Source organism: Tepidimonas charontis (genome assembly GCF_007556685.1).
GTDB lineage: Bacteria > Pseudomonadota > Gammaproteobacteria > Burkholderiales > Burkholderiaceae_C > Tepidimonas > Tepidimonas charontis.
This window is the reverse complement of sequence record NZ_VJON01000005.1, coordinates 18070-44361: the sequence shown is the minus strand read 5'-3', so window position 1 is coordinate 44361 and position 26292 is coordinate 18070. Positions and strand designations below refer to the sequence as shown.

Annotated in this window: 24 protein-coding genes; all 24 read left to right on the top strand. The window is 70.0% G+C overall.

What is annotated here, in order from left to right:
* Nucleotides 1-4 precede the first annotated feature (4 nt).
* The 24 genes from Tchar_RS02670 (at nucleotide 5) to Tchar_RS02555 (ending at nucleotide 26287) form a co-directional block, all read left to right on the top strand.
* Nucleotides 5-682: an OmpA family protein gene (locus Tchar_RS02670; protein ID WP_144327550.1), complete on the top strand. Its 678-nt coding sequence runs from the start codon at nucleotides 5-7 to the stop codon at nucleotides 680-682.
* Complete coding sequence (dapF, locus tag Tchar_RS02665) at nucleotides 682-1656, top strand: diaminopimelate epimerase (protein WP_144327549.1); 975 nt, start codon at nucleotides 682-684, stop codon at nucleotides 1654-1656. Before Tchar_RS02670 ends, dapF begins: the two co-directional genes overlap by 1 nt.
* 214 nt (nucleotides 1657-1870) lie before the next feature.
* On the top strand, nucleotides 1871-2572 hold the full coding sequence (locus Tchar_RS02660) for a DUF484 family protein (protein WP_144327548.1): 702 nt from the start codon (nucleotides 1871-1873) through the stop codon (nucleotides 2570-2572).
* A 21-nt stretch (nucleotides 2573-2593) separates the two neighbouring features.
* Nucleotides 2594-3631, top strand: a complete 1038-nt coding sequence (locus tag Tchar_RS02655; protein ID WP_144327547.1) for a tyrosine recombinase XerC — start codon at nucleotides 2594-2596, stop codon at nucleotides 3629-3631.
* 99 nt (nucleotides 3632-3730) lie between these two features.
* On the top strand, nucleotides 3731-4162 hold the full coding sequence (locus tag Tchar_RS02650) for a DsrE family protein (RefSeq protein WP_236640141.1): 432 nt from the start codon (nucleotides 3731-3733) through the stop codon (nucleotides 4160-4162).
* 39 nt (nucleotides 4163-4201) lie between these two features.
* Nucleotides 4202-5386 (top strand): class I SAM-dependent rRNA methyltransferase, encoded by a 1185-nt coding sequence (locus Tchar_RS02645; RefSeq protein WP_144327546.1) that lies wholly within the window; start codon nucleotides 4202-4204, stop codon nucleotides 5384-5386.
* Between the two features lie 47 nt (nucleotides 5387-5433).
* Nucleotides 5434-6489, top strand: a complete 1056-nt coding sequence (locus tag Tchar_RS02640; protein WP_144327545.1) for a CobW family GTP-binding protein — start codon at nucleotides 5434-5436, stop codon at nucleotides 6487-6489.
* 256 nt (nucleotides 6490-6745) lie between these two features.
* On the top strand, nucleotides 6746-7453 hold the full coding sequence (gene dksA / locus Tchar_RS02635; RefSeq protein WP_236640133.1) for an RNA polymerase-binding protein DksA: 708 nt from the start codon (nucleotides 6746-6748) through the stop codon (nucleotides 7451-7453).
* Nucleotides 7454-7501: 48 nt separating this feature from the next.
* Nucleotides 7502-9193, top strand: a complete 1692-nt coding sequence (locus Tchar_RS02630; protein WP_144327544.1) for an STAS domain-containing protein — start codon at nucleotides 7502-7504, stop codon at nucleotides 9191-9193.
* A 2-nt stretch (nucleotides 9194-9195) separates the two neighbouring features.
* Nucleotides 9196-9774, top strand: a complete 579-nt coding sequence (gene hslV, locus Tchar_RS02625) for an ATP-dependent protease subunit HslV (RefSeq protein WP_144327543.1) — start codon at nucleotides 9196-9198, stop codon at nucleotides 9772-9774.
* Entirely contained in the window at nucleotides 9771-11090 is a 1320-nt protein-coding gene (gene hslU / locus Tchar_RS02620; protein WP_201739279.1) for an ATP-dependent protease ATPase subunit HslU, read from the top strand. Before hslV ends, hslU begins: the two co-directional genes overlap by 4 nt.
* A gap of 374 nt (nucleotides 11091-11464) precedes the next feature.
* Nucleotides 11465-11893 (top strand): division/cell wall cluster transcriptional repressor MraZ, encoded by a 429-nt coding sequence (gene mraZ, locus Tchar_RS02615; protein ID WP_144327542.1) that lies wholly within the window; start codon nucleotides 11465-11467, stop codon nucleotides 11891-11893.
* Between the two features lie 16 nt (nucleotides 11894-11909).
* On the top strand, nucleotides 11910-12857 hold the full coding sequence (rsmH, locus tag Tchar_RS02610; RefSeq protein ID WP_144327541.1) for a 16S rRNA (cytosine(1402)-N(4))-methyltransferase RsmH: 948 nt from the start codon (nucleotides 11910-11912) through the stop codon (nucleotides 12855-12857).
* A complete protein-coding gene (ftsL, locus tag Tchar_RS02605) occupies nucleotides 12854-13147 on the top strand; it encodes a cell division protein FtsL (protein ID WP_144327540.1) in 294 nt (97 codons plus the stop codon). Before rsmH ends, ftsL begins: the two co-directional genes overlap by 4 nt.
* Nucleotides 13144-14907, top strand: coding sequence for a peptidoglycan D,D-transpeptidase FtsI family protein (locus tag Tchar_RS02600; RefSeq protein WP_144327539.1), 1764 nt, complete (start codon nucleotides 13144-13146; stop codon nucleotides 14905-14907). Before ftsL ends, Tchar_RS02600 begins: the two co-directional genes overlap by 4 nt.
* Entirely contained in the window at nucleotides 14904-16475 is a 1572-nt protein-coding gene (locus Tchar_RS02595; protein WP_144327538.1) for a UDP-N-acetylmuramoyl-L-alanyl-D-glutamate--2,6-diaminopimelate ligase, read from the top strand. The genes Tchar_RS02600 and Tchar_RS02595 overlap by 4 nt, the downstream gene beginning before the upstream one ends.
* Complete coding sequence (locus tag Tchar_RS02590) at nucleotides 16472-17926, top strand: UDP-N-acetylmuramoyl-tripeptide--D-alanyl-D-alanine ligase (RefSeq protein ID WP_236640131.1); 1455 nt, start codon at nucleotides 16472-16474, stop codon at nucleotides 17924-17926. Before Tchar_RS02595 ends, Tchar_RS02590 begins: the two co-directional genes overlap by 4 nt.
* Nucleotides 17916-19094, top strand: a complete 1179-nt coding sequence (gene mraY / locus Tchar_RS02585; protein WP_144327537.1) for a phospho-N-acetylmuramoyl-pentapeptide-transferase — start codon at nucleotides 17916-17918, stop codon at nucleotides 19092-19094. The genes Tchar_RS02590 and mraY overlap by 11 nt, the downstream gene beginning before the upstream one ends.
* Nucleotides 19091-20638, top strand: coding sequence for a UDP-N-acetylmuramoyl-L-alanine--D-glutamate ligase (murD, locus tag Tchar_RS02580; RefSeq protein WP_144327536.1), 1548 nt, complete (start codon nucleotides 19091-19093; stop codon nucleotides 20636-20638). The genes mraY and murD overlap by 4 nt, the downstream gene beginning before the upstream one ends.
* The gene (ftsW, locus tag Tchar_RS02575; protein WP_144327535.1) at nucleotides 20635-21912 is read left to right on the top strand and encodes a putative lipid II flippase FtsW; all 1278 of its coding nucleotides are present in this window, start codon (nucleotides 20635-20637) and stop codon (nucleotides 21910-21912) included. The genes murD and ftsW overlap by 4 nt, the downstream gene beginning before the upstream one ends.
* Nucleotides 21909-22997, top strand: a complete 1089-nt coding sequence (murG, locus tag Tchar_RS02570) for an undecaprenyldiphospho-muramoylpentapeptide beta-N-acetylglucosaminyltransferase (RefSeq protein WP_144327534.1) — start codon at nucleotides 21909-21911, stop codon at nucleotides 22995-22997. Before ftsW ends, murG begins: the two co-directional genes overlap by 4 nt.
* A complete protein-coding gene (gene murC / locus Tchar_RS02565; protein WP_144327533.1) occupies nucleotides 22994-24427 on the top strand; it encodes a UDP-N-acetylmuramate--L-alanine ligase in 1434 nt (477 codons plus the stop codon). Before murG ends, murC begins: the two co-directional genes overlap by 4 nt.
* A complete protein-coding gene (locus tag Tchar_RS02560; RefSeq protein WP_201739278.1) occupies nucleotides 24424-25428 on the top strand; it encodes a D-alanine--D-alanine ligase in 1005 nt (334 codons plus the stop codon). The genes murC and Tchar_RS02560 overlap by 4 nt, the downstream gene beginning before the upstream one ends.
* Before the next feature lies 1 nt (nucleotide 25429).
* Nucleotides 25430-26287 (top strand): cell division protein FtsQ/DivIB, encoded by an 858-nt coding sequence (locus tag Tchar_RS02555; protein ID WP_144327532.1) that lies wholly within the window; start codon nucleotides 25430-25432, stop codon nucleotides 26285-26287.
* Nucleotides 26288-26292 lie beyond the last annotated feature (5 nt).

The following is a 26292-nucleotide window of genomic DNA, read 5'->3' as shown; positions in this document are numbered from 1 at the left end:
CGCGATGAACGCTTCACCTTGGCCTTCGATCGTTCGCCGGGCGTGGCCGCTGGCGCTGGCGGCGGCGGTGGCCGTGGCGGGATGCGCCAACATGTCCGAGGAGCAAAAATCGGGTACCGCGCGCGGCGCCGCCATCGGCGCGGCGGCTGGGGCGGTGCTGGGCGCCGTGACCGACGGCAGCCGCGGGGCGGTGCGCGGCGCGGCCATCGGCGCCGGCGCCGGCGCGCTGGGCGGCTATGTCTGGTCCACCCGCATGGAGCAGCAAAAGCGCGAGATGGAGGAGGCCACGCGCGGCACCGGCGTGCAGGTCACGCAGACCGCGGACAATCGGCTCAAGCTCGAAATTCCCAGCGATATTTCGTTCGACGTCGGCCGCGCCGACATCAAGCCCCAGTTTCGCTCCGTGCTCGACACCTTTGCCGACGGCCTCAAGCGCAACCCGGCCGCTCGTGTGACCATCATCGGCCACACGGACAGCACGGGCAGCGACGCCATCAACATGCCGCTGTCGATCAACCGCGCGGCGGCGGTGCGCGACTATCTGGTCACGCGCGGAGTAGCGATCGGGCGCATCGCCATCGACGGGCGCGGCGCGCGTGAGCCGATCGCCAGCAACGACACCGCCGAGGGACGCGCGCGCAACCGCCGCGTCGAAATCTTCGTCTCCGAGCAGGGCAGCTGATGCGCGTGCGCTTCACCAAGATGCAGGGGGCGGGCAACGATTTCATCGTGCTCGACGAGACGCGTGAGCGGTTGGGCTTGAGCGCGGCGCAGTACCGCTGGCTGGCCGATCGCCACTTCGGCGTCGGGGCCGACCAAATCCTGAGCGTGCGTGCAGCGCCCGACCCGTCGGTGGACTTCGAATATGTGATCCACAACGCCGACGGTGGCGAGGTGGAGAACTGCGGCAACGGCGCGCGCTGCTTCGTGCGTTATGTGCACGACGCCGGCTTGACGCAGCGCCGCACCGTGCGGGTGCGCACCCGCGCCGGGGTGCTGACGCTGGCGCTGCAAGACGACGGGCGGGTGACGGTGGACATGGGGGCGCCGGTATTCGAGCCGGCGCAGGTGCCGTTCGTGGCCGAAGGGCTGCCGCGCGAGCCCGCGGGCGACTGGTGGCGCTGGTGCGTGCCGCTCGGTGGCGCCGATGGGGCGCCCGCAGCAGCGTCTGATGCGGCGGCACCCCCTGTGGGCGCGGCGTCTGGCGTGGTCGATGGCGCCGCTGCGGCCGGCGCGCTGTGCATCGCCGTGTTGTCGATGGGTAACCCGCACGCCGTGCTGCGCGTGGACGACGTCGAGCGCGCCCCCGTGGCCACGTGGGGGCCCTGGTTGGAGCGGCATCCACGCTTTCCGCGCCGGGTCAATGTGGGTTTTTTGCAGGTGGTCGATCGCGGCCACGCTCGCCTGCGGGTTTACGAGCGCGGCGCGGGCGAAACGCTGGCCTGTGGCACCGGCGCGTGCGCGGCGGTGGTGGCCGGCATTCGGCTGGGCTGGTTCGATGAGCGGGTGGACGTGCAGCTGCGCGGCGGTGTGCTCACCATCGAATGGCCGCGGGGCCAAGGTCTGCAGGCGGCGGTGCGCATGACGGGGCCGGCCGAGCCGGTATTTACCGGCGAAGTCGAGATTCCGCCGCTGCCACCGCAGCACGGTGCCTGAGGTGCCGGATTGCGCCCCTGCCGCTGGCGCCGGACAGGGATTGCGTGCCGCTCGTTCGCGCGTCCCAACCGGGTCGAGGTGGCGCCTGGTGCGGCCCCCTGGCGCGTTGTGGACGCCGGGCCTCGTGCGATGGCGTGTAGGCGCGCGTCCTGCGCGACAATGCGCAGCCGAGCCCCGGCCCCGGGGGCGTTCTCTGTGTGGAGGAGTGAAAGCCATGGCACCCCCGTCCGCTGCCGCGTTGCAGCCGATCACCGAAGACGACATCGCGCAGTTTCTGCTCAATACCCCCGACTTTTTCGAGCGCCACGCCGAGCTGCTGGCCACGGTGCAACTGACCAGCCCGCACACCGGCCGGGCGGTATCGCTGCTGGAGCGCCAGGTGGAAATCCTGCGCGAGCGGCTGCGGCAGTGGGAGCTGCGCACGGCCGAGATGATTCGCAACGGGCAGGACAACATGGCCTTGCTCGACCGGCTGCAGCGCTGGACCTGTCGGCTGCTGGCGGTGCCCACCCCGGCGGCGTTGCCAGAGGCGGTGACTGAGGGCTTGCGCGAAGCGTTCGATGTGCCTCTGGTGGCCTTGCGCTTGTGGGGGGTGGGGCCGGCATGGCAGCAGGCCCCGTGGGTGCAGGGCGTCAGTGACGATATACGGGCCTTTGCCTCGTCGCTGCAGGAGCCGTATTGCGGCCCCAACCCCGGGGTCGAGGCGGTGCAGTGGGTGGCGGAGCCGGCAGCGGTGGCGTCGGTGGCGCTGCTGCCTCTGCGCCAGGCCGAGGCCGATGCAGCATTCGGTCTGTTGGTGCTGGCCTCCCCCGATGCACACCGTTTCCAGGTGCAGGCCGGCACCGAATTTTTGCGGCGCATCGGCGCGCAAGCCGCCGCCGCCCTGTCGCGGCTGCTGCCGGCAGCGTCGGCGTAAACGTCTCGCAAGGCTCGGGCCATGGATGCCGACGCCAGCCTCATCGAAGCCTATCTGACCCATGTGCGGGTCGAAAAGCGCCTGGCGGCCCGTACGCTGGCGTTGTATGCACGCCACCTGCAAGAGCTGCATGCGCGCGCACGGGCTGCCGGTGTGGCGCTGGCGGCGGTGGAGCCGGCCCTGGTGCGCCGCTGGGTGGCGCAAATGCATGCGCAGGGGCGCCAGCCCCGGGGGCTGGCGCTGGTGCTGTCGTGCTGGCGGGGCTTCTATACCTGGCTTGGGCGGCAGGGGCGCATCACGCGCCATCCGCTGGTGGGCGTGCGTGCCCCCAAGGCCGACAAACCCCTGCCCAAAGCGCTGTCGGTGGAGGCAGCGCTGCGGCTCGTGACGCAGACGCCGCCGGTCGCACCCGGGCCGCACGAGGCAGTGGCGGATGCACTGCGCGCGCGCGATCAGGCGCTCGGTGAGCTGCTGTATGGCAGCGGGTTGCGCTTGGGCGAGCTGCTGGCGCTGGACGTGCAGCCGGGGCGCCGTGATCGTGGCTGGGTGGACCTGGAGGCGGGTGAGGCGCACGTGCTTGGCAAGGGTGGGCGTTGGCGCACGGTGCCCGTGGGCGCGGCGGCACTGGCGGCGCTGCGGCGCTGGCTGGCGCAGCGCCCGGCGCTGGCGCCGGCGGCGCACGAGCCAGCGCTGTTCGTTGGCGCGCGCGGCGCGCGCCTGACGCCGCAGGTGGCGCGTCGCCAACTGGCGGCGTGGGCGCAAGCAGCGGGCGTGCCGCAGCGCGTGCATCCGCACATGCTGCGGCACAGTTTTGCCAGCCATGTGCTGCAGTCCAGTGGCGATTTGCGCGCCGTGCAGGAGCTGCTCGGCCACGCCGATATTCGCACCACGCAGATCTATACCCGGCTCGACTTTCAGCATCTGGCTCGGGTTTACGAGGCCGCGCACCCGCGCGCCCACTCGACACCGGCGGCATCAGCCGGGGGTGCGTCGCCGTCGGTTGCTGGGGAGGCAGCGCGGACCACTACGCGGCCCACAACCAAAGACCGCGGGGCATAAAACCCTATGACGCGCATGGAATACGACCCGCCGGAGGTATCGGGCGCACAATCGGGGCGCACATTCGAACAGTATGCCGATGACGAAAGGAGACACATCATGATCCGATGGCTACGGCGTTGGTGGGCGGCCCTGCTGGGCGCCCTGATGTTGGCGGGCGCGGTGCAAGCGGCCGAGCCAATCAAGGTGGTCTACCACGTGAGTGAGGGCATTCCGCAGGCCTCACGCGCCATCCAGAACATTCGTAACCACCTGGCTGCCGACCCGACGGCCAAGATCGTCGTCGTCACCCACGGCCTGGGCATCGACTTTTTGCTCGAAGGGGCCACCAACCAAATGGAGCAGCCGTTTGCCGGCGCGGTGGCCGATCTGGCCAACCGCGGCGTCGAGTTCCGTGTTTGCAACAACACGCTGGTGGTGCGCAATATCGATGCGGCTAAGCTGCTGCCCGAGGCCAAGATCGTTCCCTCCGGGGTGGCGGAGGTGGCCAAGCTGCAGGCGCGCGAGGGCTTCGTCTATCTGCGTCCGTGAGCGCCTGAGTCGGCATCGGGGGTGGGACAATCCGCCCCCATGAAGACGATTCGAATCAAGCCCGGTAAAGAGCGCTCGCTGTGGCGCCGTCACCCCTGGGTGTTTGACGGCGCCATCGAGCGGGGTGCGGCCGACGTCGGCGAGACGGTGCGGGTGGAAAGCGCCGACGGGCGCTTTTTGGCGTGGGGTGCTTACGCGCCCGGCTCCAAGATCCGCGTGCGGGTGTGGAGTTTCGACGAGGCCGAGCGCATCGACGCCGCGTTTTTCGAGCGGCGGTTGCGCTCGGCCGTGGCCTTGCGCGAGCGCCTGGCCATCGACAGCGACGGGGTGCGTCTGGTGCACGGCGAGTCCGACGGACTGCCGGGCTTGGTGGTGGACCGCTACGGCGACACCTTGGTAGCGCAGTTCGGCAGCAGTGGGGTGGAGCGGCACAAGGCCACGCTGGCCGATGCCTTGCTGCGGGTGACGGGGCTGACGCGGCTGTACGAGCGCTCGGACGCCAGCGTGCGGCAGCGCGAGGGGCTGCCGCCCGTGACCGGCTGGCTGCGCGGCAGTGGCCCCACCGAGTGCGTGATTCACGAAAACGGCTGGCGCCTGAGCCTGGACGTGGGCGAAGGCCACAAGACCGGTTACTATTTGGACCAGCGCGACAGTCGGCGCGCCTGTGCCGAGCTGGTGCGCCGCTTCGGCTGCGCCGAGGTGCTCAACGGCTACAGCTACACCGGCGGCTTCACGGTCGCGGCGCTGGCCGGCGGCGCGCGCCAGGTCATCTCGATCGATTCCTCCGGCCCTGCCCTGCAGCGCGCGCGGCACAACGTGGCCTTGAATGGGTTCGATCTGGCGCGCTGCGACTTCGTCGATGCCGACGTCAACGCCAGTCTGCGCGCCTATCTGGCCGAAGGCCGGCGGTTCGATGCCATCGTGCTCGACCCGCCGAAGCTGGCGCCGTCGGCGGCGCACGTCGAGCGCGCCGCGCGCGCGTACAAGGATGTCAACCGGCTGGCGTTCAAACTGCTGCGCCCCGGCGGGCTGTTGCTGACCTATTCCTGCTCCGGTGCGGTGGGCGTGGAGTTGTTTCAGAAGATCGTGGCCAGCGCCGCCGACGAGGCCGGTGTCGACGCCGCCATCCTGGCACGGCACGGTGGCGCGGCCGACCATCCCACCGGACTGGCGTTTCCGGAGGGCGAGTACCTCAAGGGCCTGGTACTGTGGCGCCGGCCGTGACGGCGTGCCGCGATGCCGGCACTTGACACCCGCACTACACTGATGTCATGGCACTCATCCCTGCAACCATCCTGACCGGCTTTTTGGGCTCGGGCAAAACCACGCTGCTCAAGCGCGTGCTCACCGAGGCCCACGGCCAGCGCATCGCCGTCATCGAAAACGAGTTCGGCGAGGAAAATATCGACAACGACATCCTGGTGGCCGACACCGAGGAGCAAATCATCCAGATGAGCAATGGCTGCGTCTGCTGCACCATCCGCGAGGATTTGCGCAGCACGCTGTCGCTGCTGGCGGCCAAGCGCCGCAAGGGCTTGCTGGCGTTCGACCGCGTCATCATCGAAACCACCGGGCTGGCGGACCCGGGGCCGGTGGCACAGACGTTCTTCATGGACGACGAGGTCGCCGAGACCTATCTGCTCGATGGCATCCTGACGCTGGTGGACGCCAAGCACGCGGCCCAACAGCTCGACAGCCGACAGGAGGCGCGGCGCCAGGTGGGCTTTGCCGATCAGATCTTCGTCAGCAAGGCCGATCTGGTGTCGGTCGATGAGCTCGACGCGCTGGTGCACCGCCTCAAGCACATGAACCCGCGCGCACCGATCGAGACCGTGCACTTCGGCCAGGTGCCGCTGAGCAAAGTGTTGGATCTGCGCGGCTTCAACCTCAACGCCAAGCTCGACATCGACCCCGACTTCCTCAAGGCCGACGAGCACGACCACAGCCACTGCGATCACGACCACGGCCAGTGCGCGCACGATCATGACCACGGGCGGGTGCACGGACAGGCCAAGCACCACCATCACGATGACGACGTCAAGAGCTTCGTGTGGCGCAGCGAGCGGCCGTTCGATCCGCACAAGCTGGAGGACTTCCTGGGCGCGGTGGTGCAGGTCTGGGGGCCGAAGCTGCTGCGCTACAAGGGCGTGTTGCACATGCAGGGCACCGACCGCAAGGTGATCTTCCAGGGTGTGCATCAGCTCATGGGCAGCGACTTGGGCCCGGTGTGGAAGCCGGGCGAAAAGCGCGAGAGCAAAATGGTGTTCATCGGCATCGACCTGCCGCGCGACATCCTGGTGCAGGGCCTGGAGCAGTCCCTGGTGTGAACGAGCGGCGTCCGTTGTGCGGTGGCGCCTTCGCTGCAGCCGCCGGCATGCCTGATCGACGCTGCGCCGCCGCCCCGCGGCGTTGCAGCAACCGTCGGTTGCTGCCGCCACTGTGGCTCCGTTGCAACGTGCGCGGCAGCAGGGCGGGCGCTGCGCTTACAATCGGCGCCCATCTTTGCGGGGTGGACGGCGTGGCGGGGAGGCCGCGCCGTAGGCGGTCAGCCTTCCGTGCCCCGCTCATCAGAGGAGATGAGCCGTGAAGAGCCGTAAACCGATGCCTGGGGACGCTGCCCCCGAAGCCGGTTCCGCCGTGCCGCCTGCCCAGGCGGACGCGCCGGTGCGCACGGTGCGCAAACCCTCTGCCGCGGCGGCCCGCCGCGCCGAGCGTGCGGCCATGCACGCCCAGACCACCGAGGCCGTAGCGCCCACCCATGATCCGCGGGCGGCCAAGGCCAGTTATTCCCCCGAACCTGTCATGACCACGATCACGCCTGCTGCAGCGACGCTGCGCAAAGACCCCTCCCGCGCCGACAACTGGAAGCGGCTCCCCGTCGAGCAACTCACCGACGCCGATATCCTGGCGATGCCGGACGAGGAGTACATGAACGATGTGCAGCTGGCGTACTTTCGTCACAAGCTGCTGACGCTCAAGCGCGACATCCTCAACAACGCGGGCGAGACCACCGAGCATCTGCGGGAGGACACCGTGGTCGTGCCCGATCCCGCCGACCGCGCCACCATCGAAGAGGAGCACGCGCTGGAGCTGCGCACGCGCGACCGCGAGCGCAAGCTGCTCAAAAAGATCGAGCAGGCGCTGGCCCGCATCGACAGCGGCGAATACGGCTACTGCGAGGAAACGGGTGAGCCGATCGGTGTGGGGCGCTTGCTGGCGCGTCCGACGGCGTCGTTGTCGATCGAGGCGCAGCAGCGTCGCGAGCTCAAGCAAAAGCTGTTCGGTGATTGAGGCGCGCCACGTGCGGTGGCGCCCGCCTGTGCAGTGAACGCGCGAAGCATGCAGGGCGAGCCCGACTCCGGCATCGGCAGCAGGTGGTGGCGCTGCTTGTGGGGCCGCAGCGCCACCGGCGATCCCCCGGCGGCGGATGTGACCGGTCTGGAAGAAGAACGGCAGGCGTTGCAGGCCGCCCTGCAGCGTAAGCGCCGCAACGACCGCGTGCGGGTGCAAGAGCTGGAAGCGTTGCGCGCGCTCATGCGTGCGCGCACGCCCAGCCCGAGCGCGACGAGCGAGCCAGCGGCGGCGTCCTCGGGGTCGTCCAGCGGTTTGGCCAGCGCCGGCGGGGCCTGCAGCGGCTGGAACCGTGTCAGCCCCGACAAGTCGCGCACCATCGAGCAGATCGCGCGCATCGAGGCGCAGATGTCGCAGCAGTGGCTGTCGCGGACCGCCCGCGATGAGCCGCTGCGCATCGGGGCGCCGACCCCGCTGCCGATCGGGTCGGCTGCGCCCGCCGGCGCGGCCGATGGCTTGCGCATCGATGTCGTCGGCCCCGATCCGGCGCTGGCCCACGCCGAGCGCGACGCGCTGCTGTGGCATCCGGCGCTGACGGAGGCCGCGGTGCGCTTTGCCAACGGGCGGCTGGAGGCGGCGCGGCAGGCGCTCGAGGCGCTGCTGGCGCAGGAGGTCGACACGCCGCTGGCCCAGGTGGCTGGGACCTTGCTGCTGGACTGGTACTGGTCCAACGGCGACGTCGAGGGCTTCGAAGAGTGGGCGGCCGAGTGGGCCGATCGGTTTGGCCGACCGGTGCCGCGCTGGCCGCTCGCTTCGTCGGCAGCGGCACAGGCGACGAAGGCAGCCGCTGCGGTTGCCCAGCCCGGCGATGTCTGGGTGTGCCCGCCACTGCTGGACCTGGCGGCGGTGCAGGCGCTGGCCGCGCGCGCGCGCGCCAGCGCCCCGCCGCGCTGGATGGATTGGACCGATTGGCTGGTGGCCGATGCACCGGCGGCGCGGGGCTTGCTGGCCTTGTTCGAGGATTGGGCGCAGCGCCCACTGACCCTTCACTGGCGTGGCAGCGCGGTGCTGCGGCGCCGCCTGAAGGCGAGCACGCCGTCGGGGCGCCGCGATACCGCACCCGTGTGGTGGCAGTTGCGCTTGGCGGCGCTGCGGTTGCTCGGGCGGCGCGACGAATTCGACCTGGTGGCCTTGGACTACTGTGTCACCTACGGCGACGCGGCGCCCGTGTGGCGCGAGCCGGTGGCGCGCGTCGAAGGGGTGGAGGACTGGCCGGCGGTGCTGTCGCCTGTAGCGGACGCGCACGCGGTGGCGGCCACCCCGTCGGCCGATGCCCCCGGAACCGACGATGTCACCACCGTGGCGCTGGGTGAGACGGCGTTCCCCGCCTTGTCCACCCACCCGACTGGCTGGTCGGTACAGACCCTGCTTCCTGCGGCGGCAACGGCGGTGCGGCTGGAGGGCGTGATACAGGGGGACATTCGCGCGTTGCTGGCCTCTTTCGATGCGGCGCTCGCCGACGGTGCGGCCACCGAGGCGGCCGCGCGCCTGCTGCGCATCGATGCACAGCGCTTGCAGCGGCTGGATTTCGCGGCGGCCGGCGCGCTGCTGCAATGGTTGCTGGCGGCACGTGGGCGCGGCGTGCGTGTCGAGTTGGAGGGGGTCGGCCCGTTGCTGGCGGTGTTGCTGCACGTGGTCGGCATCGACGAAGTGGCCACCGTGCGGCTGCGACAATACTAGGCATGGAACGATCATCCTCTGCCGGTGCCGTCTTTCACGGCACCACCATCGTCTGTGTGCGCCGCGCCGACCCCGCCGACCTCAGCCGGGTGCAGGTCGCCATGGGCGGCGACGGCCAGGTCACCCTGGGCCCTATCGTCGTCAAAGCCAGCGCGCGCAAAGTGCGGCGCTTGTACCGTGACCAGGTGTTGGCGGGTTTTGCCGGTGCCACCGCGGACGCCTTCACGCTGTTCGAGCGCTTCGAGGCCAAGCTGGAAAAACATCAGGGCCATTTGGTGCGCGCTGCGGTCGAACTGACCAAGGACTGGCGCACCGACCGCGTGCTGCGCCGCCTGGAGGCGATGCTGGCGGTGGCCGACCGCAGCACCAGCCTGGTCATCACCGGCAACGGCGACGTGCTCGAACCCGAACACGGCATCGTCGCCATCGGCTCCGGTGGTGCCTACGCGCAGGCGGCGGCGCTGGCGCTGATCGAGCACACCGCACTGCCGGCCGAGGCGGTGGTGCGCGAGGCGTTGCGCATCGCCGGTGACCTGTGCATCTACACCAACCAGAACCACACCGTGGAGGTGCTCGCATGAGCGCGGCCATGACCCCGCAGGAGATCGTCTCCGAGCTCGACGCCCACATCATCGGTCAGCAAGCCGCCAAGCGGGCGGTGGCGATTGCGCTGCGCAATCGCTGGCGTCGCCAGCAGGTGGATGCCAAACTGCGTCCCGAAATCACGCCCAAAAATATCCTGATGATCGGCCCCACCGGCGTGGGCAAGACCGAGATCGCGCGCCGCTTGGCCAAGCTGGCCAACGCACCCTTCATCAAGGTCGAGGCAACCAAATTCACCGAGGTCGGCTACGTCGGCAAGGATGTGGACAGCATCATCCGCGACCTGGCCGACATCGCCGTCAAGCAAACCCGTGAGGCGGCGATGGCGCGCGTGCGCAGCCGCGCCGAAGACGTGGCCGAGGACCGCATCTTGGATGCGCTGATCCCGCTGGCGCGCGACGGCGAGGGCGAGCGTGAGAGCGCCGCGCGCCAAGTGTTTCGCAAAAAGCTGCGCGAGGGGCAGCTGGACGACAAGGATATCGAGTTGGAGCTGGCCGCGCCGCAGCCGCAGTTCGAAGTGATGACGCCGGCCGGCATGGAAGAGTTGTCCGAGCAGCTCAAGGGGCTGTTTGGGCAGCTCAACCTGGGCCGGCGCAAGCTGCGCAAGCTGCGCATCGCCGAGGCGCGTCGCCTGCTCGTCGAAGAAGAGGCCGCCAAGCTCGTCAACGAAGAGGAAATCCGCGCCGAGGCGCTGCACAACCTGGAGCAAAACGGCATCGTCTTCATCGACGAAATCGACAAAGTCGCCACGCGCAGCGAGGTCGGCGGCGCCGACGTGTCGCGCCAGGGCGTGCAGCGCGACTTGCTGCCGCTGGTGGAGGGCACCACCGTCTCCACCAAATACGGCCCCGTGCGCACCGACCATATTTTGTTCATCGCCAGCGGCGCCTTCCACCTGAGCAAGCCCAGCGACCTGATCCCGGAGCTGCAGGGGCGTTTTCCGATCCGGGTGGAGCTGCAGCCGCTGTCGGTGCAGGATTTCGAGGCCATCCTGACGCAAACCCACGCCAGCCTGGTGCGCCAGTACCAAGCGCTGCTGGCCACGGAAGGGGTGCAACTGGTCTTCACCGATGACGGCATCCGCCGCATCGCCGTCATCGCCTACGAGGTCAACGAGCGCACCGAAAATATCGGCGCGCGCCGCTTGGCCACGGTGATGGAGCACCTGCTCGACGAGGTCAGCTTCGACGCCCCGCGCCTGAGCGGGCAGACCGTCACCATCGATGCCGCCATGGTGGAGGCGCGCCTGGCGGCGCTGGCGCACAACGAAGACTTGTCGCGTTTCATTCTGTGACGGCGGCCGTGCCGGCGGGCACGGCACGGCGGCGGATCCGACATGGCCGCTGGCGCGCCACCACCGGCTGCTGGGCCGCAGCGTGGGGTGGCGCTTTTTTGCGCCACCGGCATCGCGCGCCGGGCGGGCGCCACGTTTGCCGTGTCGTGCCCAAGGGCTGCTGAAACTTCACGCAGCGCATTTCAAACCCTTCCCAAGCAGTTGATTTGCAGCTCTTTTTGAGTGTGCTCACCCCATCGGTTTTGGGGCCTAAGTCGTTGATTTCGCGCCGAAAAAAGTGACAGACGGCTTGTTTTGCCGGGCATTTTGGTGCTACAGTGGAAGGAAGTGCAAAAAAGTGGTGAAAAGTGGTTTCCCTCCGCTGGGTCTGAACCGTGTTCCAGGGCGCGTCCTCTCTCAGTCTCGATGTCAAGGGGCGGCTGTCGGTGCCGACCCGGTATCGTGACGTGCTGGTCGCCACGGCCCAGGGGCAACTCACCATCACCAAGCATCCGCACGGCTGCCTGATGATCTTTCCGCGTCCGGAGTGGGAGCAGTTTCGCCAACGCATCGCCCAGCTACCGATGTCGGCCCAGTGGTGGAAGCGCATCTTCTTGGGCAATGCCCAAGACTGTGAGATGGACGCGCAGGGGCGGGTGCTGGTGGCGCCCGAGCTGCGCGCGGCCGCTGGCCTGACGCGCGAAGCCATGCTGCTGGGCATGGGCAACCACTTCGAGCTCTGGGACGCGGCCACCTATGCGGCCCAGGAGGCCGAGGCGATGCAGGGCGAAATGCCCGACGCCTTCAAGGATTTCTCTTTCTGAGGGGCGGACGGTGCAGATGACACGGACCCATCGCACCGTCCTGTTGAGTGAAGCGGTCGAGGCCCTTCAGATCCAACCGGACGGTCACTACATCGACGGCACCTTTGGCCGCGGCGGCCACAGCCGCGCCATCCTGGCGCGCTTGTCGCCCCGCGGGCGGCTGACCGTATTCGACAAAGACCCGCAGGCCATCGCTGTGGCCGAGGCCCTCGCCGCCGAGGACGCACGCGTGACCGTGCGCCACGACAGCTTCGCCGCGCTGGCTGCTTTGCCGCCGGCCAGCGCCGACGGGGTGTTGCTCGATTTGGGGGTGAGCTCACCCCAGCTCGATGACCCGGCGCGCGGTTTTTCCTTTCGCCACGATGGCCCGCTGGACATGCGCATGGACCCCACGCGCGGTGCCAGCGCCGCCGAGTGGCTCGCCACGGCCACGGTGGCCGAGATGACGGAGGTGATTCGTGACTACGGCGAAGAGCGGTTTGCTGCACAGATTGCAAAGGCGATTGATCGTCGCCGACAGGAACGGGGGCCTATTCGAACCACCGCCGAGTTGGCCGAAATCGTGGCTGGCGCGGTCAAAACCCGCGAGCCGGGCAAGGACCCTGCAACGCGCACATTTCAGGCTATTCGGATTCACATCAACGCCGAGCTTGAAGCGCTGCAGCAGGCGCTGAACGCGGCGCTGGTCGTGCTGCGCACGGGCGGGCGCTTGGTGGTGATCAGCTTTCATTCGCTGGAGGATCGTCTGGTCAAACGGTTCATGACGGCGCACGCCCGTGCCGCGGTGGACCGACGCGCGCCGATGGTCGAACCCCCGCCGCCGCTGCTGGCACAGCTGTCGCGCACCATGCCCACGCCGCAGGAAGTGGCAGCCAATCCGCGCGCGCGCAGCGCCGTTATGCGTGCTGCCACCCGCACCGCCGCTGTGCGGCGCGCGCCGCAGGCGCGAGGAGGGTGGCGATGACGCGGCTCAACATTGTCCTGCTGGTGGCCCTGCTGGTGAGCTGCTTTGCACTGGTGACGCTGCAGCATGAGTGGCGCCGTCTGTACGTGGCCAATGAGCGCGTGCGCAACCTGGCGGCCCAATTGGCGGCCGAGCACGACCGTCTGTTGGCCCAGCAGCGCGCGCTGGCCGCGCCGGCGCGTGTGCAGCAGCTCGCGCAGCGCCAGCTGCAGATGCGCCCCGCCGATCCCGCCATCACCGAATATGTGGCGCTGGCTCAAGGAACCACGTCTGCCGGAGGGGCGCGATGAGCATTCGCCCGGGCAGCGCCGGCGCGCGCAGCAGCATCCCCTACGGCAGCAGCCCGCTGCTGGCCAGCGCCACGCCCGTGTGGCGCAGCCGCTTCATCGTGGCTGCGCTGGCCGTGGCGTTTGCCGCTCTGGCGGCCCGCGCTGCTTACGTGCAGATCATTGGTAACGACTTTTTCCAGCGCCAGGGCGAAGTGCGCTATGCCCGTACCCTGGAGCTGCCGGCCAGCCGTGGTCGCGTGCTCGACCGCCACGGCGAGATGTTGGCCACCAGCGTGGTGGCGCAAAGCATTTGGGCCGATCCGGAGGACGTCGATCTGAACCATCCGCGGCTGGCCGAGGCGGCGCGCCTGCTCGATCTTCCGGTGGCCGAACTGCGCCGGCGCCTGGACGTGGGCGAGCGCAATTTCGTCTGGATCAAGCGCCAGGTGGACGACGCGGTGGCGCGGCGCGTGCAGGCGCTCGGCATCAAGGGCCTGTATCTGCGCCCCGAGTACAAACGGCAATACCCGCACGGCGAGGCGGTGGCGCACGTGGTGGGTTTTACCAACATCGAAGACCGCGGGCAGGAAGGCGTGGAGCTGGCCTTCGAGCGCGAGCTCAGCGGTCGGCCCGGCTCGCGCCGCGTCATCAAGGACCGCCTGGGCCGCATCGTCGAGGACGTGCGTGACATCATCCCGCCGGTGGACGGTCGCGATTTGCAGCTGTCCATCGATGCCAAGGTGCAGTTTTTCGCTTATCACCGCTTGAAGGAGGCGGTGCAGGAGCACCGTGCGCGCGGGGGCAGCGTGGTGGTGCTCGATGCCCGCAGTGGCGAGGTGCTGGCACTGGCCAACTATCCCAGCTACGACCCCAATGATCGTCGGCGCTTGACCGGTGAGCAGCTACGCAACGCCGCGCTGACCGACAGCTTCGAGCCCGGCTCGACGATGAAGCCGTTCGTCGCCGCGCTGGCGCTGGACAGCGGCTTGGCCCGCCCCGACACACCGATTCAGACCGCACCCGGCCGGCTGCAAATGGCCGGCTTCACCATCTCCGATGTACACCCCTACGACGTGCTGACGGTCGAGCAGGTGATCCAGAAGTCGAGCAACGTCGGCACCGTCAAGCTCGCCATGCAGATGCAGCCGCGCGATTTGTGGGAAACATACACGCGTGCGGGTTTCGGCCACAAGCCCGAGGTGCCGTTTCCGGGCGCCACGGCCGGGCGGCTGCGCCTCTACAAAACCTGGCGCCCCATCGAGCAGGCGACGATGAGCTATGGCTACGGCCTGTCGACCTCACTGCTGCAGCTGGCGCAAGCCTACACGGTGTTTGCGCGCGATGGCGAACGGGTGCCGGTGACGCTGCTGCGGCGTGAGGCTCCGGTGGCCGGAGTGCGTGTCTTCAGCGCCGAGACCGCGCGCGCCGTGCGCCACATGTTGCAGCTGGCGGCTGGCCCGGGTGGTACGGCGCAGCTGGCGCAGACGGTGGGCTACTCGGTAGGCGGCAAAACCGGTACCGCGCGCAAGCAAGAGGGGCGCGGTTACGCGGCGCGCAAATATCGCGCCTTCTTCGTCGGACTGGCGCCGGTGGAGCAGCCGCGCGTGGTGATCGCGGTGATGGTGGACGAGCCCAACAACGGCGCCATCTACGGTGGCGTGGTGGCGGCACCGGTGTTCTCCGACGTGGCGCAGCAGACCCTGCGGCTGCTGGGCGTGCCACCGGACATGCGCGTGCAGCCGCGCATCGTCGCCGAAGCCTTGCCGGAGGAACCGGTATGAGCGCGCTCGGCCGCTCTCTGGACGACTTGGCCAGCATCGTGGCCTGGCTGCGCGCGCGCGGCGCACGGGGGCTGAGTGCCGACAGCCGCCGTCTGCCGCCCGGCCACGCTTTCATCGCTTGGCCCGGGGCGGCCACCGATGCGCGGCGCTTCGTGTGCGCCGCGCTGCAGGCCGGCGCGCCCGCCGCCGTGGTGGAAGCCGAAGGGCTGCCCGCCTGGCTGGCCGCGCACCCGCAGGATGCGTTCGATGTGGTCGGCACCGGCACGCCCGAGGCCGCCGTGCGCGCCGTGGCGGGCCTGCGGCGTCTGGCTGGCCCGCTGGCCAGCGCCTTTTGGGACCATCCCAGCCGCGCGCTCGATTTGATTGCCATCACCGGAACCAACGGCAAAACCTCCACCGCCTGGTGGGTGGCGCAGTGGTTGCAGGCGGCCGGCCGTCCCGCAGGGCTCATCGGAACGCTGGGCGTGGGCCATCCGGGCCAGGCGTTGGCGCCAACTGGGCTCACCACCCCGGATCCGGTGATGTTGCAGGGGGCCCTGCGCGGTTTCGCCGACGCCGGTGTGCGTGCGGTGGCGTTGGAGGCATCGTCGATCGGCCTGGCCGAAGGGCGGCTGGAGGGGGCCGCCGTACACACCGCGGTGTTCACCAATCTGACCCAGGACCACCTGGACTACCACGGCAGCATGGACGCGTACTGGGCTGCCAAGCGCCGCCTGTTCGACTGGCCCGGCCTGCGCGTGGCGGTGGTGTGCCTGGACGACACCCATGGCCGCCTGCTGGCCCAAGCGCTGAGCCAGCGTGGCACCGGCGTGGACCTGTGGACCTATGCCACGACGCCCGAGCAGGCCGCCACCGCCCGCCTGCGCCTGCTGCGGCGCACCTGGCGTGAGGACGGCGTGTGCTTCACGGTGGCCGAGGGGGGGCGGGAGGCGAGCTTCACCCTGCCGGTGGTGGGCGACTACAACCTGGCCAATCTGTTGGCGGCGATCGCCGTGCTGCGCAGCCAAGGCCTGCCGTGGCCGACGATCCAGGGGGCCAGCGCGGCGCTGACGGCGGTGCCAGGGCGCATGCAACCGGCGTGGGACGAGGCCGCCGCCAGCGACGCCGGCTTGCCACTGGTGCTGGTGGACTATGCGCACACGCCCGATGCGGTGGCACAGGCGCTGCGGGCGCTGCGGCCGCTGGCGCAGCGCCGCGCTGGTCGGCTGTGGTGTCTGCTGGGCTGTGGCGGCGACCGTGACCCGAGCAAGCGTCCACTGATGGCCGCCGCCGCCGAAGCGGGGGCCGACGCCGTGGTGTTGACCAGCGACAACCCGCGCAGCGAAGACCCGCTGGCCATCCTGGCGCAGATGCAGCGCGGCTTGCGTGCGCCTGGCAAGGCCCACGTCGAGGTCGATCGCGCGCGCGCCATCGACTGGGTGGTGTACCAAGCCGCCCCTGCCGACGTGGTGTTGCTGGCGGGCAAGGGCCACGAGGACTATCAGGAGGTGGGGGGCGTGCGGCGGCCATTTTCCGACGTCGCGCAGGCGCGTGCCGCCCTGCAACGTCGCCGGGAGGAGAGCCGATGAGCACCACCGCGCCACCGGCACAACCCATGATCGGTTTGGGCGCGCTGCTGGCCGCGCTGCCCGGCGCGCGCCCGGTGGGGCCGGTGGCGACGCTGGCGCCGCTGCGCGTGCACACCGACACGCGTTCGCTGCGCGCGGGTGACTTGTTCGTCGCCCTGCACGGTGCGCGCTTCGATGCACACGACTTTTTGCCCCAGGCCGCCGCCGCCGGTGCGGTGGGGGCGCTGGCCGAACGCGGGCTGGCCGCAGCGGGCTTGACCGGCGTGGAGGTGGCCGACAGCCGCGCCGCGTTGGGGGCGCTGGCGGCAGCGTGGCGGCAGCGCTGGGCGGGCGCGCTGGTGGCGGTGGCCGGCAGCAACGGCAAGACCACGGTGACGCAGATGACCGCCGCCATCTTGCGCGCCGCCGTGGGCGACGCTGCACTGGCCACCGAAGGCAATCTGAACAATGACATCGGCGTGCCGCTGACGGTGCTGCGCCTGCGCCCCACGCACCGCCTGGCGGTGGTGGAGCTCGGCATGAACCATCCGGGTGAAATCGCCCCCCTGGCGGCGATTGCGCAGCCCACGGTGGCGGTGGTCACCAACGCGCAGCGCGAACACCTGGAATTCATGGCCAGCGTCGAGGCGGTGGCGCGGGAAAACGCCGCCGTGCTGCAGGCGCTACCCGCGGACGGGGTGGCGGTGTTGCCGGCAGACGACACCTACACCCCGCTGTGGCGCCAACTGGCCGCCGGACGCCGACTGCTGACCTTTGGCGCACGTGCCGCCGGCGCCGACGTCTGGGCCGACGCCACCTGGGCCGAGGGCGGGTGGACGCTGCACCTGCACACCCCGGCCGGGACGGGGACGACGCGGCTGCGCATCGCCGGTCGCCATCACGTGCGCAACGCCTTGGCCGCCAGTGCGTGTGCACTGGCCGTGGGGGTGCCGCTGGCGGCGGTGCTGCAGGGTCTGGCGGCATTCGAGCCGGTGGCTGGGCGCTGCCGCAGCCTGGCCCTGACCGTGGCGGCAGCCCCGTGGAGCGTGGTGGACGACAGCTACAACGCCAACCCGGATTCGGTGCGCGCCGCCATCGACTTGCTGGCCGAGCTGCCGGCACCGCGCTGGCTGTTGCTGGGCGACATGGGCGAAGTGGGCGCGCAGGCGGCGGCGTTCCACGACGAGGTGCTGCGCTACGCATTGGCGCAAGGGCTGGAGCGGGTGTGGGTGGCCGGGCAGGCCTGCCATGCCGCGGCGCAAGCCCTGGGCTCGCTCGCTAGCGAGCGCCTGCGCGCCTTTGCCGACGTCGAGACGCTGCTGCAGGCCCTGCAGACCGTGCCGCTGAGCGGTGGCGGCAGCGTGTTGGTCAAGGGTTCGCGCTTCATGCGCATGGAGCGGGTGGTGGCAGCGCTGCAAGCGCGCGCCAGCACGCCCGAGAAGGAGAAGGAGGGGGGAGGACATGCTGCCTAGTTTGGCATCGTGGCTGCAGGGGCTCTGGCCGGAGCTGGGCTTTCTGCGCGTCTTCCAATACCTCACGTTTCGCGCCGTGATGGCGGCGATGACCGCGCTGCTGGTGGGCATCGTGGCCGGGCCGTGGTTCATTCGCCAGCTCACCGCGCTCAAAATCGGCCAGCCGGTACGCGCCTACGGCGTGCAGAGCCATCTGAGCAAAAGCGGCACGCCCACCATGGGCGGTGTGCTGATTTTGTTTGCCATCACCGTGGCGACCCTGCTGTGGTTCGACTGGAGCAACCGCTTCGTCTGGATCGTGCTGGCGGTGACGCTGGGCATGGGCGCCATCGGCTGGGTGGACGACTGGCGCAAGGTAGTGCGCAAAGACCCCGAAGGCATGCGCTCGCGCGAAAAATATCTGTGGCAGTCGGTCATCGGCCTGGCGGCCGCTTTCTACCTGGTGTTTGCCATTTCCGAGGCATCCAACGCGCGCGTGTGGGCCTTGTTCACCGATTGGGTGGCCTCGGGCTTTCGCATCGAACTGCCCGAGCAGACCAGCCTGATGGTGCCGTTTTTCAAGGAAATCAGCTATCCGCTGGGCGTGACCGGCTTCGTATTGCTGACCTACCTCGTCATCGTCGGCGCCAGCAACGCCGTCAACCTCACCGACGGGCTCGACGGGCTGGCGATCATGCCGGTGGTGATGGTGGGCTCGGCGCTGGGGGTGTTTGCCTACGTCACCGGCAATGCGGTGTTTGCGCGCTACCTGTTGCTGCCGCACATCCCCGGCACCGGCGAAGTGCTGATCTTCTGCGCCGCCATGGCTGGCGCCGGTTTGGCCTTTCTGTGGTTCAACGCCTATCCGGCGCAAGTCTTCATGGGCGACGTGGGCGCTTTGGCCCTCGGCGGGGCGCTGGGCACCATCGCCGTCATCGTGCGGCAGGAGATCGTACTGGCCATCATGGGCGGCATCTTCGTGGCCGAGGCGCTGTCGGTGATGCTGCAGGTGGCCTGGTTCAAGTACACCAAGCGCCGCTGGGGCACCGGGCAGCGCCTGTTCAAGATGGCGCCGCTGCACCACCACTTCGAGAAATCGGGTTGGCGCGAAACCCAGGTGGTCGTGCGCTTTTGGATCATCACGATGCTGTTGTGCCTGATCGGTCTGTCCACGCTGAAACTGCGATGAACGCCCCGCTTTGGACCCACGACGCCCTGCCGCACGTTCGTGCCCGCGACGTGCTGGTGCTGGGCGCGGGCGCCTCGGGCCTGGCGCTGGCGCGCTGGCTGCACGCCGCGGGCGCCCGTGTCACCGTGGCCGACACCCGTGCGCAGCCGCCGCAGGCAGCGGCGCTGGCCGCAGCCGCGCCCGGCGCCGCCCTGTGGGCCGGGGTGGCGCTGGACGCTGCGCTGTGGCAGCGCGCGCCCTGGACGCTGGTGGTGCGCAGCCCGGGGCTGGCGCCGCATACCATGGCCGAGCTGACGGCCGCCGCCGCCGCTGCCGGGGTGCCGGTGCTGGGTGAGTTGGATCTGTTCGCCGGTGCGCTGCGCCATCTGGCGCAGACGCAGTCGTATCGGCCCGCGGTGTTGGCGGTGACGGGTACCAACGGCAAAACCACCACCACCGCGTTGACGGCGCACCTGCTGGGCGCGCTGGGCTGGGATGTGGCGGTGGCCGGCAACATCGGCCCCACCCTGTTGGATACCCTGGCCCAGCGCTGGCAGGCGCAGCGTCTGCCGCCCGTGTGGGTGCTGGAGTTGTCCAGCTTTCAGCTCGACGGTGTGCGCGACTTCGAGCCGACCGCGGCGGTGGTGCTCAACGTCACCCAAGACCACCTGGACTGGCACGGATCGATGGCCGCCTACGCCGCGGCGAAGGCACGCATTTTCGGCCGCCACGGTCTGATGGTGCTCAACCGCGACGACCCCACCGTGATCGCCTGGCAGCCGCCCGAGCCGGCACGAACGGGGCGGCGGCGCTCACAGCCAGGCGGTCGCGCCTGGACGAGTTTTGGCGCCGGGCTGCCCACCCGTCCCGGTGACTGGGGGCTGGAGACGGTGCACGGCATGACCTGGCTGGTGCGGGCGCGCCCGCTCGACGCCGACACCGCGGCCGAGGCGTTCGATCCGGCCGAGCTGTCGCTGCAGCGCCTCATGCCAGCCGAGGCCTTGCGCATTCAGGGACGGCACAACGCCACCAACGCGCTGGCCGCGTTGGCGCTGACCAGCGCCGCGGGCGCGCCGCTGGCGCCGCTGCTGCATGCCCTGCGCGACTACCGCGGCGAGCCGCACCGGGTGCAGCCGGTGGCGCTGGTGCGCGAGGTCGAGTACATCGACGACAGCAAGGGCACCAACGTCGGCGCCACGCTGGCGGCCATCGAGGGGCTGGGCGCGCAGCGGCGGCTGGTCTTGATTTTGGGCGGTGAGGGCAAGGGGCAGGATTTTGCGCCGCTGGCCCCTGCCGTCGCGCGCCACGTGCGTGCGGTGGCCCTGATCGGGCGCGCGGCGGCGGCCATCGACGCCGCGCTGGCCGACAGCGGCGTGCCGCGGCAGCACTGCACCGATCTGCCCAGCGCCGTGCGTTGGTGCGCGGCGCAGGCGCAGCCGGGTGATGCGGTGCTGTTGTCGCCCGCCTGCGCCAGTCTGGACATGTTTCGCGATTACGCGCACCGCGCGCAGGTGTTCGTCGACGCGGTGCGGGCGCTGCAAGCCGAGGAGGGCACACCGGCATGAGCACCGCGTCGCGTCAATCCAGCGGATGGGCGCAGTGGCTGCCCCGCGCGCGTGCGTGGTGGCACGCTGCCTGGGCCACCGATCGCCGCGCCGCGCCGCTGCCGCTGCAGCGCGATTGGACACGCGCGCCCACCGTGCCGGTGACGGGCTTCGACCAGACGCTGGCCTGGGTGGTGGTGGCGCTGCTGGCGTGGGGGCTGGTGATGGTCTATTCGGCCTCGATCGCCCTGCCCGACAATCCGCGCTTTGCCGCCTACAGCCCGTACCACTTCGTGCTGCGTCACGCACTGGCCATCGCCATTGGTGCGGTGGCCGCGCTGCTGGCCTTCCAGGTGCCGATCGAGCGCTGGGAGCGCTGGGCCGTGCCCCTGTTCGTGGCGGCGCTGGCGCTGCTGGTGATCGTGCTGGTGCCCTTCATCGGCCGGGGCGTCAACGGTGCGCGGCGCTGGATCGCGCTGGGGGTGCTGAATTTTCAGCCGTCGGAGCTGGCCAAGTTCGCCACTGCGCTGTATGCCGCCAGCTACATGGTGCGCCGCATGGCGGTCAAGGAGCGCTTTTTTCGCGCCGTCTGGCCGATGGCGGTGGCGGTGGGCCTGGTCGGGGTGCTGTTGCTGGCCGAACCCGATATGGGGGCGTTCATGGTGATTGCCGTCATCGCCATGGGCATCTTGTTCTTGGGTGGCGTCAATGCGCGCATGTTTTTCCTGATCGCGCTGGTGGTGGTGGCGGCCTTCGCCATGGTGGTGCTGACCAACGACTGGCGGCGCGAGCGCATCTTTGCCTACCTCGATCCGTGGAGCGAGCAGCACGCGCTGGGCAAGGGCTACCAGCTCACGCACGCGCTCATCGCCTTGGGACGCGGCGAGTGGTTCGGCGTGGGGCTGGGGGCGAGCGTGGAAAAGCTGCATTGGCTGCCCGAAGCGCACACCGACTTTTTGCTCGCCGTCATCGGTGAAGAGCTCGGCTTTGCGGGCGTGTTGACGCTGATCGTGCTGTTTTTCTGGTTGACTCGACGCATCATGCAAATCGGCCGCCAGGCCATCGCGCTGGATCAGGTGTTCGCCGGTCTGGCGACCCAGGGCGTGGGCTTGTGGATCGGCTTTCAGGCCTTCATCAATATCGGCGTCAACCTGGGGGCGCTGCCGACCAAGGGGCTGACGCTGCCGCTGATGAGCTACGGCGGCTCGGCCATTTTGCTGAATCTGGTCGCGCTGGCCTTCGTGCTGCGCGTCGATTGGGAAAACCGCGTGCTGATGCAGGGAGGCCGTCGATGAGCCGCGCGCCCGTTGCGCTCGTGATGGCCGGCGGCACCGGCGGCCACATCTTCCCCGGGCTGGCGCTGGCCCAAGCGCTGCGCGCCGCCGGCTGGCGCGTGCACTGGCTGGGCGCGCCGGGCGGCATGGAGGCGCGCCTGGTGCCGCCGCACGGCTTTGCCTTCGAGCCCGTGGCCTTTGGCGCCGTGCGCGGTAAGGGGGCGTTGACGCTGGCACTGTTGCCGCCGCGCCTGTTGCGCGCGTTCTGGCAGGCTTGGCGCGTCGTGCGCCGGGTGCGCCCGGATGTGGTGATTGGCCTGGGTGGCTACATCACCTTCCCCGGCGGCATGATGGCGGTGCTGGCGGGCCGCCCGCTGGTGCTGCACGAGCAAAACTCGGTGCCTGGCTTGGCCAACCGCGTGCTGGCACAGGTGGCGGATCGGGTGTTGACCGCGTTTCCGAACGCGCTGCCGCGGGCGCAGTGGATCGGCAACCCATTGCGCGCCGCCTTCGTGCAGCAGAGGCCGCCGGCCGAGCGCTTTACCAATCGCAGCGGGCCGCTGCGCCTGCTGGTGGTCGGCGGCAGCCTGGGCGCACAGGCGCTCAACGAGATCGTGCCGCAAGCCCTGGCCTTGCTGCCGCCACCGCTGCGCCCGCAGGTGCGGCATCAAAGCGGCGAGCGCCATCTGCAGGCCTTACGCGCGGCGTACGCGAGCGCCGGCGTCGAGGCCGAGTGCGTCGCCTTCATCGACGACACCGCCACGGCCTTTGCCGAGGCCGACGTCATCATCGCGCGCGCCGGCGCCAGCACCGTGACCGAAATCGCCGCAGTCGGCGCGGCAGCGCTGTTCGTGCCCTTTCCCCACGCGGTGGACGACCACCAGACCCGCAACGCGCGCTTTTTGGCCGACGCGGGCGCCGCCTGGCTGCGCGCCCAGCACGAGCTCACGCCCGCCTGGCTGGCCGAGTGGCTGCGCGGCTTGAGTCGCGACGCGCTGCGCCAGTGCGCCGAGCGTGCCTGGGCGCTGCGCAAGACCGACGCGGTCGAAGCCCTCGTTCAGATCTGCACCGCCATGTTGCCCGCCGCTTGCCGCCATACGCTATGAAGCACGCCATTCGTCACATTCATTTCGTGGGCATCGGTGGGGCCGGCATGAGCGGCATCGCCGAGGTGCTGCTCACGCTCGGCTACACCGTCTCGGGCAGCGATCTGGGCGAAAGCGCGGCCACGCGCCGGCTGCGCCAGCTCGGCGCGCGCATCGCCATCGGGCATGACGCCGCGCACATCGCCGGCGCCGATTGCCTGGTGGTGTCCACCGCGGTGCGTCCCGACAACCCCGAGGTGCAGGCGGCGCATGCGCGCGGCCTGCCGGTGGTGCCGCGCGCCGTCATGCTGGCCGAGCTGATGCGCATGAAAAAGGGCATCGCGATCGCGGGCACGCACGGCAAAACCACCACCACCAGCCTGGTGGCCAGCGTGCTGGCCGCCGCTGGGCTGGACCCGACCTTCGTGATTGGCGGGCGCCTCAACAGCGCGGGCTCTCATGCGCGGCTGGGGCAGGGTGAATACATCGTGGTCGAGGCCGACGAATCCGACGCGTCGTTTTTGAACCTGCTGCCGGTGATGGCGGTGGTCACCAACATCGATGCCGATCACATGGACACCTACGGCCACGACTTCGGCCGTCTGCAGCAGGCCTTCGTCGATTTTTTGCACCGCATGCCGTTCTACGGCGCAGCGGTGTTGTGCATCGACGACCCGCAGCTGCGCGCGCTGCGCCCGCGCGTGCAGCGGCCGGTCACACCCTACGGTCTGGACGAAGACGCCGAGGTGCGTGCGCTCGATGTGCGCGCCGTGGGCACGCAAATGCATTTTCGGGTGCAGCGGCGCAACGGCGTGGCGCTGCCCGATCTGGAGGTGGTGCTGAACCTGCCGGGACTGCACAATGTGCGCAATGCGCTGGCGGCCATCGCGGTGGCGGCCGAACTGGGTGTGCCCGATGCCGCCGTGCTGCAGGCACTGGCCGAGTTCAAGGGGGTGGGCCGGCGCTTCCAGCGCTACGGCGAGGTGCCGCTGCCGGCCGGTGGCCACGCCACCCTCATCGACGACTACGGCCATCACCCGGCGGAGATGGCCGCCACGATGGCGGCCGCGCGCGGCGCCTTCCCCGGGCGGCGCCTGGTGCTGGCATTCCAGCCGCACCGCTACAGCCGCACGCGCGACTGTTTCGAAGATTTCGTCAAGGTGCTGGGGCAGGCCGACGCGGTGCTGCTGACCGATGTCTACGCGGCCGGCGAGGCGCCGATCGTGGCCGCCGACGGCCGCAGCCTGGCGCGCGCGCTGCGCGTGGCCGGGCGCGTGGAGCCGCTGTTCGTGGACGACGTGGCCGAGCTGCCGGCTGCGCTGCTAGCCAGTGCGCGCGACGGCGACGTCCTGCTGTGCATGGGGGCGGGCTCGATCGGCACGGTGCCGGCCCAGGTGGTGGCGCTGGCGCACGCCGGCACTGCGCAGCCGGCGCAGGAGGGCGCGGCATGAGCGCGCTGACGACCCTGGGAGCGGCCGCCGTGGACCCGCGTGCGCTGGGCAAGGTCGCGGTGCTGATGGGCGGGCACTCGGCCGAGCGTGAGGTCTCGCTGATGTCGGGCGCGGGCGTGCTGGCGGCCTTGCGCCGCGCCGGTGTCGATGCGCATGCCTTCGATCCAGCCGAGCGCCCGCTGTGGGAGCTGGCGCACGAGCGCTTCGAGCGGGTCTTCATCGCGCTGCACGGGCGCTTTGGCGAGGATGGCACGGTGCAGGGGGCGCTGGAGCTGATGGGCATTCCCTACACCGGCTCGGGCGTGTTGGCCTCCAGCGTGGCCATGGACAAGGTGATGACCAAGCGCCTGTGGCGCGCCGCGGGGCTGCCCACGCCCGATTGGCGCGAGGTCAGCAGTGCCGACGAAGCCGAGGCGGCCTTCGACGCACTGGGCGCGCCGATGATCGTCAAGCCCGCGCGCGAGGGCTCCACCATCGGCCTGACCAAAGTGACGGCACGCGCGCAGTGCGCTGCGGCCTACCGCTTGGCAGCCCAGCACGACCCGGAGGTCTTGTGCGAACAGTTCATCGCTGGCGATGAGGTCACGTGTGCCGTCCTGGGCCGCGGCGCGCAGGCGCGGGCGCTGCCGGTCATCCGCATCGTCGCGCCCGATGGCAACTACGACTACCAAAACAAATATTTCAGCGACGAGACGCGCTACATCGTGCCCTGCGATCTGCCTGCGGGCGAGGAGGCCGCCATCCAGTCCCTGGTCCTGGCCGCCTACCGCACGCTGGGCTGTCGTGGCTGGGCGCGCGCTGACGTGATGATCGACGCGGCCACGCGCCGGCCGTATCTGCTGGAGATCAACACCGCCCCGGGCATGACCAGCCACTCCCTGGTGCCGATGGCCGCGCGCGCCGCCGGGCTCGACTACGAGGCGCTGTGCCTGCGCCTGCTGGCAGATGCAGCGTTGGATCAACCCGCGCCGGCGCCTGCCGGCCGTAAGGGGAGCCGTTGATATGCGCAACCACCGCGCCGCCGCCCTGCCAGCCGTTCCGTTCGACGTGCGTCTGATGAACGCCGTCGCGGCGGGACTGGCCGTGCTGGCGGCCGCGGCGGCCCTGGTGGTGGTGGCCTGGTGGGTGGCGCGTCATCCCATGTGGACGGTGCGCGTCATCACCCTGGAGGGAGACGTGACGCACCAAACCCCGGCACTGGTGCGCACGCTGGTGCTGCCGCACCTACAAGGCACCTTTCTCACTCTCGATCTGGCTAGCGCGCGCGAGCGTTTCCTCCTTCTGCCTTGGGTCCGCGAGGCGGTGGTGCAGCGCCAATTCCCGAACCGCTTGCGCGTCACGCTCACCGAGCACGAGGCGCTGGCCTGGTGGGGCGATCCGACCCATGGCCGCCTGGTGAGCGTGCGCGGTGAAGTTTTCGAGGCCGAACCCGACGACGCGCGCGCCGAGCAGTGGGCCGTTCTGCACGGCCCGGCGGCCGACGCCGAGACCGTGGTGGCCATGTACCGCCGCGTGCTGCCGCTCATCGAGCGACTCGGGCGCGACGTCGCGCGCCTGGAGCTCAGCGAGCGCGGCGCCTGGCGCGTGACGCTGGACAACGGCGCGCCGATCGAACTCGGGCGCGGCGACATCCTCGCGGTCGAGCGGTTGCAGCGCTTCGTTGCCACCCAGCCGGCGCTGCGTGCCCGCTACGGCCCACGCGACATCGTCAGTGCCGATCTGCGCTACCCCAATGGTTATGCCGTGCAGCTGCGCGGCGTCACCACGAACGTCGATCCCCTGGCGCCGTCGGGGCGTGCGGCAGCGCGTCCGGCCGCCGCCTCGACCACCACTGCCGCCCCTCGCCCCTCTTCTCGCTGAAACCC